8 protein-coding genes are annotated in these 12,538 nt (G+C 41.1%); 1 reads left to right on the top strand and 7 read right to left on the bottom strand.

Features of this window, described 5'->3' with window-relative positions:
* Positions 1 to 63: 63 nt before the first annotated feature.
* From upp to ACUR5C_RS12835, 4 genes are all read right to left on the bottom strand, one after another.
* Positions 64 to 690, bottom strand: a complete 627-nt coding sequence (gene upp, locus ACUR5C_RS12850) for a uracil phosphoribosyltransferase (protein ID WP_454465550.1) — start codon at positions 688 to 690, stop codon at positions 64 to 66.
* Positions 691 to 759: 69 nt separating this feature from the next.
* A complete protein-coding gene (locus ACUR5C_RS12845; protein WP_454465548.1) occupies positions 760 to 1,614 on the bottom strand; it encodes a DUF2608 domain-containing protein in 855 nt (284 codons plus the stop codon).
* Positions 1,615 to 1,633: 19 nt separating this feature from the next.
* Complete coding sequence (locus ACUR5C_RS12840) at positions 1,634 to 2,407, bottom strand: S1/P1 nuclease (RefSeq protein WP_454465547.1); 774 nt, start codon at positions 2,405 to 2,407, stop codon at positions 1,634 to 1,636.
* A 6-nt stretch (positions 2,408 to 2,413) separates the two neighbouring features.
* Positions 2,414 to 3,490 (bottom strand): alkaline phosphatase D family protein, encoded by a 1,077-nt coding sequence (locus ACUR5C_RS12835; RefSeq protein WP_454465545.1) that lies wholly within the window; start codon positions 3,488 to 3,490, stop codon positions 2,414 to 2,416.
* A gap of 414 nt (positions 3,491 to 3,904) precedes the next feature.
* Between ACUR5C_RS12835 and ACUR5C_RS12830 the strand changes: the two genes are divergently transcribed.
* Complete coding sequence (locus tag ACUR5C_RS12830) at positions 3,905 to 7,054, top strand: TonB-dependent receptor (protein ID WP_454465543.1); 3,150 nt, start codon at positions 3,905 to 3,907, stop codon at positions 7,052 to 7,054.
* A 453-nt stretch (positions 7,055 to 7,507) separates the two neighbouring features.
* Here ACUR5C_RS12830 and ACUR5C_RS12825 read toward each other — a convergent pair whose 3' ends face one another.
* The 3 genes from ACUR5C_RS12825 to deoA all read right to left on the bottom strand — a co-directional run bounded on the left by ACUR5C_RS12825 (position 7,508) and on the right by deoA (position 12,345).
* A complete protein-coding gene (locus tag ACUR5C_RS12825) occupies positions 7,508 to 9,895 on the bottom strand; it encodes an aldehyde dehydrogenase family protein (RefSeq protein ID WP_454465541.1) in 2,388 nt (795 codons plus the stop codon).
* 72 nt (positions 9,896 to 9,967) lie between these two features.
* Positions 9,968 to 10,990: a deoxyribose-phosphate aldolase gene (gene deoC / locus ACUR5C_RS12820; protein ID WP_454465539.1), complete on the bottom strand. Its 1,023-nt coding sequence runs from the start codon at positions 10,988 to 10,990 to the stop codon at positions 9,968 to 9,970.
* Between the two features lie 17 nt (positions 10,991 to 11,007).
* A complete protein-coding gene (gene deoA, locus ACUR5C_RS12815; protein ID WP_454465537.1) occupies positions 11,008 to 12,345 on the bottom strand; it encodes a thymidine phosphorylase in 1,338 nt (445 codons plus the stop codon).
* Positions 12,346 to 12,538: the final 193 nt, after the last annotated feature.

The following is a 12,538-nucleotide window of genomic DNA, read 5'->3' as shown; positions in this document are numbered from 1 at the left end:
AATTGAGATAATGACTCATTAGCTAGTGGTATTTAATATTCGCTAATGAGTCCGACCTGCTGTTTATTTAGTACCAAATATTTTATCGCCAGCATCACCTAGACCAGGGATAATATAACCTTTCTCATTTAAATGATCGTCGATAGAGGCGGTAAAAATATTCACGTCTGGATGCGATTTTGCCAGGCGCTCTATGCCTTCAGGTGCGGCAGTTAAAACTAAAGCTCTAATGTCTTTACAACCTGCTTTCTTGAGTAAGTCAATGGTCGCTTCCATTGAACCACCGGTTGCTAACATAGGATCAATAATTAAAGCCATACGCTTTTCGATGTCGCTGGTAAGCTTTTCAAAATAACTGACCGGTTCTAATGTTTCTTCGTCGCGATAAAAACCTACAACACTAATTTTAGCGCTTGGCATTAATTCTAAAACGCCATCTAACATTCCAATACCTGCACGTAAAATTGGTACTACCGTTGCTTTTTTGCCCTTTAGTCTTTGCCCTGTAATTGGGCCCGCCCATCCTTCAAACTGATAACTTTCTAAGGCTAAATCTTTGGTTGCTTCGTAAGTTAATAAGCTGCCAATTTCTGAGGCCAAGCGACGAAAGCTAGAGGTGCTTCGTTTCGCTTGTCGCATAAGGTCTAGTTTGTGTTGAATAAGAGGGTGCTTTATTTCATATACGGCCATAATATTTCTCGACTAATTTAAATTGGTTTAAATGGAACTAAGTGCAAGATCCCATTCGCGGTTATTATTTTACTGACACTGATTCTGTTTGAATGCTTTGTATTGTTTAGGAAAAGCAGTTTCTAAAAAACTATCTAAATGAAGTTTCGCTTGGTTTGATTGCTTAACTTCATTTTCGCTAATAGTTTGATCAACTTTTGTGTAATGAAAAATACTTAGCTGTGTGCTATCGGTTTTCCAGGCTGCCGCCATGTCGTCAATATTTCTGCGGCTGTCATCAATAAAGTAGATGTGTTGATAATTTTTGTCTGCTTGCTCAAGTATTTCTTTTAATACCAGTCCTTTATTTAAACCAGACGCCATCACAATACCATTACGATAAGTCACTTCTGCAGTACGACGTCCATCATTAAAATTAAAAATAAGTGTTTGATTATTTTCAAGCAAGTGCTTACTGCTAAAGTCGATATGATGCTTACTTAACTCACGTTCGGTTGGCGCTCTAAATTTAGTGGTTCGAGCCGTTAAAATCAAATTATCAAACTGGCTAACCGAATCTAGCACTTGTGGAATATCTGACTGGGTCAATTCCGTTGAGCCAAACTCAAACAGTGATCCTAAAGTGCGAAAAATACAATAGAACCTTTCACTAGGCTGACTAGTAAAAGTTTGACCATCAGGGCTAGTTACTTCACGACCGCGCTGCCAGTTATACCATTTACCACTGCCAACAAAATCTTTAGCTTCTAGTAAAGTGTCATCTATATCAAAAATGACTAAAGTTGTTTCCGGCTTAGCATTATCCTGAACGATGGCTTGCTGCATTTTCTTTAAGTCTTTTACATTATTGTAAATGGTTGGTTTAGCAACACAGCCGCCACAGGCTAAAAATAAAAAAAGCAACGTATAAAAATTATGTTTCATTACAGAGCCTATGCTTAAATTATTGCTTCATTAGTTCGTTTAATACCGCAGCAATACGAACGCCAGCTTGCTTCATTCGCATTTTAAGTACTGGTAAAAACTTAAATTGATATTCGTAGTGCACTTTACCATCTTCGGGATACATTTCCATGCGAATAGCTTGGCTTTCTCTTACCCAAACAAGTGGGTTGGTAACACTCCATAAGGCTACTTCTTGTGGGCTAATTTGTTTATGTAACCAGTTAGTCCATTCGGTATAGCTAAGCTCTTGGTTTTTTATCATGCCACTATCCCACACGTAGTGAAGGTTACTGTCACGCCCAAAAAATTTAACTTTTGCGTGATTGCCGCCTCGATCTTTACCATTGCCTACATGAAGCGGCTGGTGTAAGTCGCCAATAATATGCACAATAAGGCGCACTGCAGTTTGTTTTTCTTGCTTTGTGGATTCTGGAGCGCGCAAAATTTTTGAGTATTTTTCTAATGCGAACAGCGCATCACCTTCTGGCGGAGCGCCAACATCTTGATAATCTTTGCCGTCTGGTATGGTGACAAAGTGATACGGATAAGCTGTTTTTTTCCAAAATTTAGAGTTGGAGCCACGTAATTCGTCGGCATAAGTGGATACTTCTGCGAGGCTTTCATTGCCAAACAATTGTTGCAAAGCTAGTTTGGTTTCTGGAGTCAGGTATTTTTCAGCGATTTCCCCCGTGACTCTATGACCGGTTTGGCCTAGAGCCAAAACATTGCATGTCGCAAACATTAAAATCAGTACAAGAGCGATTCTGTTCATTTTAAATTATTCTCCTAGTTTAGCGACCAGTTGTTGCTGACCGTTAATATCGTAAATACTAGCTGTGACTTCAAGATGACCGGTTTTAGCTGTGGTGATTTCTAAAAGGCCATAGTTAACTTGATTATAAGCATTGCCAACGCGGTGTTGGTTAATTCCTACCGGATAGGTTTTTGATGCAAGTGGACTACCGGTTACTTCGATAAACTGTTTCTGTTTAAATTCATACTTAGAAATTTCTGAGCGATGCATATCGCCGCTTAATAAAAGAATGTTCTGTTTATCAAACTGATGTAGCAGGTTAAGCAGTCGCTCACGCTCATGTGGTAAGTTTGCCCACGATTCCCAACCGGAAAACTCGTTGAGAACTTGAATACTTGAAACAATAATTCGCAAATCGGCTGGCTGTTTCAATTGCTGCTGTAGCCATGCCCATTGCTGTTGGCCTAATAAGGTGGCATTGGTGTTGCTACTGGGTTGATAAGGACCGAGCTTTAAACTCTTCTTTTGTTGGGCATTGAGGTAAGAGCGAGTCAGGTCATCACGATACCAGCGCGTATCTAACAGAATAATCTGAATGGACTTTTGTTCAAATTTAATGGTCCGCGCATGATAAATGCCAATATCTTGGTCTTTCAGCGCGTTTAATTCCGGATAATTAAAAAAGTTGATGAGCGCTTTTTTCGCTTTAAATTTAGCTGGGTTAGCCTTACCACCATCAGTTTTAGCGTAATCATTGTCGTCCCAGGTAGCCAGCAAAGGGGTTTTTCTTTTCAGTTTTGCAAAATGTGGCTGCTCGGCGAGTTGCTGATAACTTTGGGTTAATGTGGTGAAGTCATTATTGGTCGGGTAAATATTATCACCCATAAAAATGAATAAGTCTGGCTGGTGTTGATTAATCGCTTTCCAAATGGGCTGAGGAGATTTTTGATCGGCGCAGGAGCCAAAACCAATCTTCAACACTGAGTGAGAGTTGTTATGGTTTGGATTGTTAACTTCGCTTTTTAAACTGCAAGAAAGGAATAAAAAAACGCAGTACAAAGCAATTCGAGCATAAGCCGAGATTGCTGTAAATAGTTTCATAAACTGATTCCTGTCATGATAAAAAGCGCTCTTTTCGCTACGAATTGACAGGGCCAAGGGAGCAGCGCAAAAAATGTGAATTATTAACAGGGTATTTAGTAGGATTCAATCAGCGCGATTTTTCTTTATATATCAATAACTCTAGGCCAAATGAGTCGATCTACAAGCTTCCCCAAGCGAAGAGATTGTACTTGACTAAATAGTCAAGATTCAATAGTGTACTGGAAATTTTATTTAATAGATCTACCAAACCGTCTATTTTCTTCGATTTTAGACAATTTTAGACTCTATTTTCTGAAATAGTTCAAATGTCATGAAATTGACAAAAAAGCTAATTAGGCTTCGCGCTCGTTGTTAGCGGAATTAAAAAAAACTAGCAGATATCGCATTTTTTATTACAGGGGAATTAAACTGATGAAAAAGAAAATACTCGCGTCAATGGTTGCTTTAGCCTTGAGCGGTGGTGTCATGGCGAACGAAACTTCGTCATCAATTCGAGGTAAAGTTGTAGGGCCGGAAGGTAATGCTGCGGCCAATACTCGTGTTGTTATTATCCATACACCTTCAGGTACTCGTAAAGTTGTAAACACAGACCAAACTGGCGCATTTAACGCAAGTGGTTTACGTGTTGGTGGTCCTTACACTGTACTTGTAGACTCTGACGAGTTTCAAGATACTGAGTATTCAGACGTTTATCTTCAGTTAGGCGCAGTTGAAAAAATTAACACTCAATTAAAAGCGCAATCAAACACTGATAACAAAGTAGTTGTTACTGGCATTCGTATTCCTAGCGCGATCAATCGCGGTTCTGAAAGTACTTTTGGAAGTGAAGCAATTGCGGCACAAGCTGGTGTGACTCGTGATATTAAAGATGTTATCCGCTCTAACCCATTAGTTTCTATTCTTCCAGGTTCAGATGCACAAATGACTATTGGTGGTCTTAACCCACGTTTTAACAGTTTTACTGTTGACGGCATTAGCCAAAATGATGACTTTGGTCTAAATAGTGGTGGTTATCCTACTCAGCGCTCACCGTTTCCTTTAGACGCGCTTGACCAAATTACGGTTTCTGCTGCACCATTTGACACTAAAGTGTCTGGTTTTAGCGGTGGTAACGTAAACGCAGTTTTCCGCTCTGGCTCAAACGATTTCCGTGGAAGCTTTTTCTATGAGAAATTTGATGACAGTTATGCTGGTACGCCAAGAGATACTCGTCAAGAAGATCCAGATGATAGAGATATCCCAGTAGAATTTAGTGACACTACCTATGGATTGTTTCTTTCTGGTCCATTAATAAAAGACAAGTTGTTTTTTATGGTGGCATACGAAAATTACGACTCACCACAGTCTCTAGAGTTTGGTGCTGGCGGTTCAAACGCTGCAAATAAAACTGATGCGACCCTCGCTGATGTGGCAGAAGTACAACGAATCGCTAGAGAAGTCTACGGATTAACTGATGAGCAAATTGGTAGCCCAACTGGCAGCCCTGTAGAGCAAGATGAAAAGTACATCGTTAAGCTTGATTGGAATGTTAACGACGATCATCGTGCCTCTTTCTCATATCAGTTTAATGATGGAAATCGTACAAGAAACTTAACTAACAATAAAGGTAACTTAAGGCTTTCGACGAATTGGTATGACATTGCAGAGACGTTAGATAATTACTCAGTAAAGCTCTATTCGGATTGGAATAGCGATTTTTCAACTAAAATGAGTTATACCAGTAAGGAAGTTGCAAACCGCCAAGTTTCTTTTGGTAATGTTGCTGAAGTTAGAATAAGTGATTTAACTAACGGTGGTTCAATTTCGTTTGGCTCTGACTCTAATCGGCATGCAAATTTGCTTGACTCAGCGACTCAAATTTTTAAATTTGATGCCGAGTATTTAATGGGCGACCATACTATTGAGTTTGGTTTCGAACATGAAAATATTTCAATTCAAAACCTCTATGTACCGAACTCTAAAGGTACACTCGATTTTGAAGGGTTAGCAAATTTTGAAAATAGATTTGTAACTGAGTACCTTTACGAAAATGGTTCAGGTAATGACCCGTTTAATGTTGGTGCGGATTTTGACCGACAGAAAATATCATTCTACGCACAAGACTTTTGGGCGTTCAATGATAAGTTAGATATTAACTTTGGATTACGTTTCGAAACTCTAACCTCTAACGATAAACCTCCATTTAATGAAAATTCTTTGGCTCGTACAGGATATGATAATACTGAAAACTTAGATGGTATTAGTATCATTTTACCGCGAGTTGGTTTTAAGTATTATGTTAATGACCAGTTAACCATTAATGGTGGTATTGGTCGTTATTCTGGTGGCCAACCTAATGTATGGATTTCAAATGCATACTCTCAAAACGGTGTTAATAGTGGTTCCTATAGTGAAGGCGATTTCACTATTACTCCAGACTCAATAGCCAATATATATGGCCCAGCATATGACGCAATCGAAAATGCGCAAAGCGATGGTAATGTTTCATTCACTGATCCTAACTTTAAATTGCCTTCTGATTGGCGTATAAAAATTGGTGCAGACTATGAGTTTGACATTGCTGGTATAGTCGAAGGTGTTAATTGGTCGAGTGAAGCGCTTTATGTGAAAAAAGTTGACCAAGCCTTTTGGGTAGATGCTTCTTTGCATGATGCAGATATTAGTTACACAGCAGATGGCCGACGTATTATTTACACTGATAATGAACGTCTTTATGACATTATGTTAACTAACTCAGATGTTGATAGCCGTTCAATGATCTTAACTACAGCATTGGATAAAAACTGGGATAATGGCTTTTCAGCAAGCATATCTTACACCAACCAAGATATTACTGAAGTTAACCCTGGCACCAGCTCAACGGGCCGAAGTAACTACCGTTATTCTGACGGTATAAACAAAAACATTCCTGCAGATCAGCTAGGTCGAGCAGCGTTTGAAGTAGAGCACCGTTTTGTTGCTAACTTAGGGTTCAATGCTGACATTTTTGAAGGCTATGGAACTAACATAAACTTATTTATGGAACGTCGTTCTGGTAACCCATTTACTTATACTACTAATTTCGACTGGCATATATTGTCTCGCAATAGTGGTGCTCAAGTTATTGGACTGAGTCCTGAGTTCACCCGTGGTGATTATACTTCATACATTCCAACAGCGGGTGATCCAAATGTTGTTTACTCTGGCGTAACTGAAGCTGAAGTGTTAGCTGCGATTGAAAAAGCTGGGTTGTCTGGCTATGCTGGCGGTTATGCGCCAAAAGGCTCTCATACAACGCCTTGGGTAACTAGCATTGACTTAAGCATTAACCAAGAAATTCCTGGTTTTGCTGATGGCCATAAGGGTTCTTTCTACTTTATTATTGATAACTTAGCTAACTTAATTGATAGTTCTGCTGGTAAAGTGATTGATAACCGCTTTGGAAGCAAGCGTCTTTATGATGTAGATGACATAGATGCACAAGGTCGTTATGTTATCGACCGCGTAAGAAATGATTCGCATCGTTTCCAAGCAGAGTACTCTACTTGGAGAATCAAAATGGGTGTTCGTTACACCTTCTAAAGTTAATTTTTACGGTTAACTTAGAAAGCGCTAACTTGAAAAAGTTGGCGCTTTTTTTTTGCTTTCAAAATTGACTATATTCTGCCCTTAAGAAGTATCGCCTCTGTTTTTTCTTCTACTTGTTAACACCTCTGCTGAACGGCTGTAGTAGCGTTAAATACTTATAGCGTTTTACCCCTGTCGCATTGTTGGCTCGAGCTTAAAAGTTAAAACTTGCCTAACCACGTGAGGTAAGTAAAAGCTGTTAAGTCGAAGTTGTTAGTTGAAGTTGTTTAATGAACTCAGGCGCTTAAAAGTCCGATAGAGTAAAGTGGAATAGAGTAATGCTGATTTACATCCCAAATTATGAGCAAACGCAAGCCAATAGAAAAGGAGCTTGCGCTCCTTTTCTATGTTGGCAGATCAAGCATTTCACTTGATTTTTTCTACAGCATTTATCCTATGAATAACGACTTAGTCGCCGTATGGGATCCAAATGTTTTTAACTTGGCAAGCGGCACGTAAATAGGCTTTGCCTTCGCCGTTGTTAAGCCAGTCAGTTGGGTTGCTGCTAACCCAAGTTCGTTTTAAATTATCCGCAGAAGCCAACTCAACCATACTGCATCCTTCTTGGCTGCCGTGATACCAAATGCTATCAACGTTATAGTGCTCTGCTACGGTTTTTGCTAAGACTTCTCGCTCACCAGTAACTATATTAACTACGCCAGCCGGTAAGTCTGATGTTTCCATTACTTGGTAAAGGTCGGTGGCTAATAACGGATATTTAGGAGAAGGTGTAATTACTACTCGATTTCCCATGGCAATTGCAGGAGCAAGTAATGACACAAAGGCTAATAAGGGCGCTTCATCTGGACAATGAATACCAATCACACCCATCGGCTCGTTCATCGCTAAAGCGACGCCATTTATTGGTGGCTGATGAACTTTGCCATCGTATTTGTCAGCCCAAGCAGCATAACTAAATAGGCGCTCTATTGTAGCGTCAAACTCTTGCTCAGCTTGCTCTGTTGATTGGTTCGTTAGGTTGACTAAACGTTCGCAAAATTCATTGCGGCGGTAATTTAGGTTTTCTGCTAAAAAGTATAATATTTGAGCGCGAGCATGACCGCTGGTTTTACTCCAACTTTCGGCTTTAGCTGCTGCTTCTACTGCGTTTCTAATATCTTTACGGCTACCATCACCCACTCGTCCACAAAGCTCTCGAGCGGCATTATAAACGGGTAGGGTGTTTCCATTATCGGGGCGTGCTTGTTTGCCGTTGATGTAAAACTTAGCGGTTTGGTCAATCGTACCCATCACGCCTAAAGTGCCTGGTGCTTTCTTCGCTTTAGCGGATTTAGCTGCGGCTTTTTTTGATGGCACTGGGGCTTTGTCTATTTGCACAAGCTTTAAGTATTCATGCATACCTTCTGCGCCACCTTCACGGCCCATTCCAGACTCTCGGTAACCACCAAAGCCACAAGCTGCGTCAAATTGATTGGTTGTATTTACCCAAACCACACCGGCTTTTATTTGAGGTGCAACATCTAATGCGCGGTTTATGTTTTCTGACCAAACGCTGGCTGCTAATCCATATTTGGTATTATTGGCAAGTTGAATTGCTTCTGGTTGATGTCTGAAGGTAAGAACCGTTAAAACTGGGCCAAAAATTTCCACATTGGCAGCCACATTCGTTGTTTCTACATCGCACAGTAAAGTTGCTGGATAGTAGCAGCCTGATTTGGGCAGCGGCGTTGACGGTTGCCACAAGGTTGCACCTTGTTGAACGCTTTGTTCTACTAGCGAGCTAATTCTTTCACGTTGGCTCGGATCAACAATAGCGCCAATATCAGTGCATTTATCCAGTGGATCGCCAATACTCAGTTTTTCGACGCGCGCTTTTATTTTGGCTACAACTTTGTCTGCTATGCCTTCTTGCACTAGCAGTCTTGAGCCAGCACAACAAACTTGACCCTGGTTAAACCAAATCGCATCAACAAGTCCTTCAACTGCGCTATCAATATCTGCGTCGTCAAAAATAATATAGGGTGATTTACCGCCAAGTTCTAAAGTTAGTTTTTTACCGGTACCAGCGGTTTTCGCTCTAATTAGCTTGCCTACATTGGTAGAGCCGGTAAATGCAATTTTATTAACTTCTGGGTGCACAACAATCTGTTCACCAACTGCGCCGTCGCCTGTGACTATATTTACAACACCTTTGGGTAAGTTGGCTTCTTGTAGTATTTCGGCAAATAATAAAGCAGTTAAACTGGTATATTCGGCGGGTTTAATTACAACCGTGTTGCCCGCAGCAATCGCAGGTGCAATTTTCCAAGCTAACATTAATAAGGGAAAGTTCCACGGAATAATTTGGCCGACTACGCCAAGCGCTTCAAAGTCGGCAAACTCTGAGTCCATTAACTGAGCCCATCCTGCATGGTGATAAAAATGTCTAATTGCTAAAGGAATATCAATGTCGCGAGTTTCTCTAATCGCTTTGCCGTTGTCCATTGTTTCTAGCACAGCAAACTGGCGCGACCGCTTTTGAAGAATACGTGCAATAGCGTACAGATATTTAGCTCTAGCTTTGCCACCCATAGCTTGCCATTCTGGTTGTGCTTTTTTGGCTGCTTTTACTGCAGCATCTACTTGCTTAGCACCTGCATAGGCAATTTTAGCCAAGTGTTCGCCGGTGGCAGGGTTATGGCTATCAAAAGTCTTACCGCCAGCAGGCGCTTTCCATTCGCCATTAATAAATAGCTTAAAGCCGTCTTTATTTTGTTTTAACCAAGACGTTACTTTGTCATTGGCTTCAGGAGCTGGGCCGTAATTCATGGTATTTACAATCTCTACTATGTCCATAATGTTTCCGTATGGTTGACTCGCGGTTAATACGAGACGTTAAATCGTTGTTATTTTCAATTTAGTTAAAGCTTAACTCATTGCATGTCGATAGTTGGCTGAGTATCTGCCTGTGACATAATGCTCTAGCTGGCGTTCTATATCGCCTAATAAGCTAGAAGCGCCAAATCGGAACATTTCTGGGTTGAGCCAAGAGTCACCTAGCTCTTCTTTAATTAGCACTAAGTAGTTGATGGCGTCTTTTGCGGTTGCAATGCCGCCTGCTGGTTTAAAACCTACTCTAAAACCGGTAAGTTCTTGATATTCTCGTATCATGCGAATCATGACTAAAGATACAGGTAATGTTGCGTTGGTGGATTCCATACCCGTTGAGGTTTTAATGAAGTCACTACCTGCCATCATAGAAATCATTGAAGCTCGAGCAACATTATTTAAAGTGCTAAGCTCGCCAACAGAAATAATGGTTTTCATGTGCGCACTGCCGCAGGCTTGTTTAAATGTTTTTACTTCATCATAAAGCGCTTTCCAATTACCGTTAAGAACGTGCGCACGGGTAATCACAATATCAATTTCCGTAGCACCGGCGGCAACCGAGGCTTTTATTTCTGCCACTCTTGTTTCCATAGGTGCTAAACCTGCTGGAAACCCAGTAGAAACTGCTGCGACAGGAATGTTACTTCCTTTAAGTGCTTCAACCGCGGTTTCTACCATTTGATGATAAACACAAACAGCGCCAGTGGTTAAGTTAAGCGATTCAATTTTTAACGCTTGTTGCAATTCTGTGCTTAATGGCGAGCGCGCTTTAGCACAAAGGCGTTTTACTTTTCCCGGAGTATCTTGGCCAGACAAAGTTGTTAAATCAATGCAAGAAATTGCTTTAATCAGCCAAGCTGCTTGATATGCTTTTTTAACTGTTCTGCGATTGGTCAAGCTACTGGTGCGGCGCTTTACTGCGCTTAAATTAATTCGAATATTATCAATCCACTCGGTCTGAAAATCCACGCCAGGGTTGTGAACCGTATTTTCTTGTTGCATCAGTTGTTCCTTGTTAGGCGCGATTGAATGAACATTACTATCTGATTGTTTGTTTTTCATGGTTAAATAATCCTGTGCTAAGACTTAGCAATACTGCTGACACGTTCTAAAATAACATCGACTTGAGCGGTCGGCTTTTCAGAATAAACAATGGTTTGTTGAATTTTTGCTATGGCTTGTTGCGCGTCTTGCTGGTTTTTAGCATGAACAAACATAAGAGGCTCGTCTTTAGCAACGCTATCACCAATACCTTTAATTGCGCTTAGCCCAACGGAATGGTCAACAGCATCTTGGGCGCGTCGTCTGCCACCACCTAACTCGACAACAACATTGCCGATAGCTCGTCCATCCATTTGGCTAATATAAAGGTTTTCAGAGTGTCCGCTAAAAACAGGCTCTATATGGTTTGCAGCCGCTAAATATTGTTGGCTGTTATCCATTAAATCATTGGGGCCACCTAAGGCTGAAACCATTTTGGCAAAATACTCTGTCGCTTCACCCGAATCTAAACTTTGATTGAGTTGAGATAGAGCTTGGTCTCGGGTTGAACAAACGCCACTTGAAAGAAGTAAATCTGCGCCTAATTCAATCACCACTTGGTGAAGTCGTGGGTCGCGGTTATCGCCTTTTAAATAGTCGATAGTTTCTTGAATTTCAATCGCATTACCTGCGGTATGACCTAATACTTGCGACATATCGGTAATAATTGCGGTGGTTGGACAATCTAGCCCACAGCCCACTTCTACAATGCTTTGAGCAAGTTGTTGCGCCATTGTGTAGTCGGCAGCAAATGCACCACTGCCGGTTTTAACGTCTAGTACTAAAGCATCAAGCCCAGATGCGAGCTTCTTAGATAAAATTGAGGCCGTAATTAACGGAATAGATTCGACAGTTGAGGTGACATCGCGAATACCGTAAAGGCGTTTATCTGCGGGCGCGAGCTCTGCGGTTTGACCGACGATTGCGCAGCCTACTTGAGCAACAACTTTTTGAAACTCTGTAATTGAAGGGGCTGCATTATAGCCTTGAATACTTTCCATTTTGTCTAGCGTACCACCGGTGTGCCCTAAACCACGGCCCGAAATCATTGGTACGTGAACGCCACACGCAGCCAACATAGGCGCAAGCATGATGCTGACTTTATCTCCTACACCACCGGTAGAATGTTTATCAACCACGGGGCCATTTAAGCTAAGCCCTGACCAGTTTAAAGTTTCTCCAGAGTGCTGTAGGTTGCGAGTAAGCTCTACACACTCTTGACGAGACATGCCATTAAAAAAAACCGCCATTGCCAGCGCCGCCACTTGGCCTTCGCTTATTGACTGATCAACAATGCCATCAACAAAAAAGCTAATTTCTTGTGGCGTTAGGGGTTTGCCATCTCGTTTAGAACGGATGATTTCTTGCGCTAGCATGTAGTGATTACCTTATTATTGTAACTTTGATAAATGTATCAGCGGGTAGGGGCTAATTAGTAAAGTGTATATTACCGTAATGATAATGCAAAGTTGACCATCTGGTCAACTTTGCAGCAAGGTTTGCTTAATTAATCACTAAAAGCGCTCTATGGTGCGTGGTTATTGGCGTTGACCGTCTGGTCAATTCATG

It is taken from the genome of Aliikangiella aequoris, from assembly GCF_053709105.1.
This window is presented reverse-complemented; position numbering and strand designations above follow the sequence as displayed.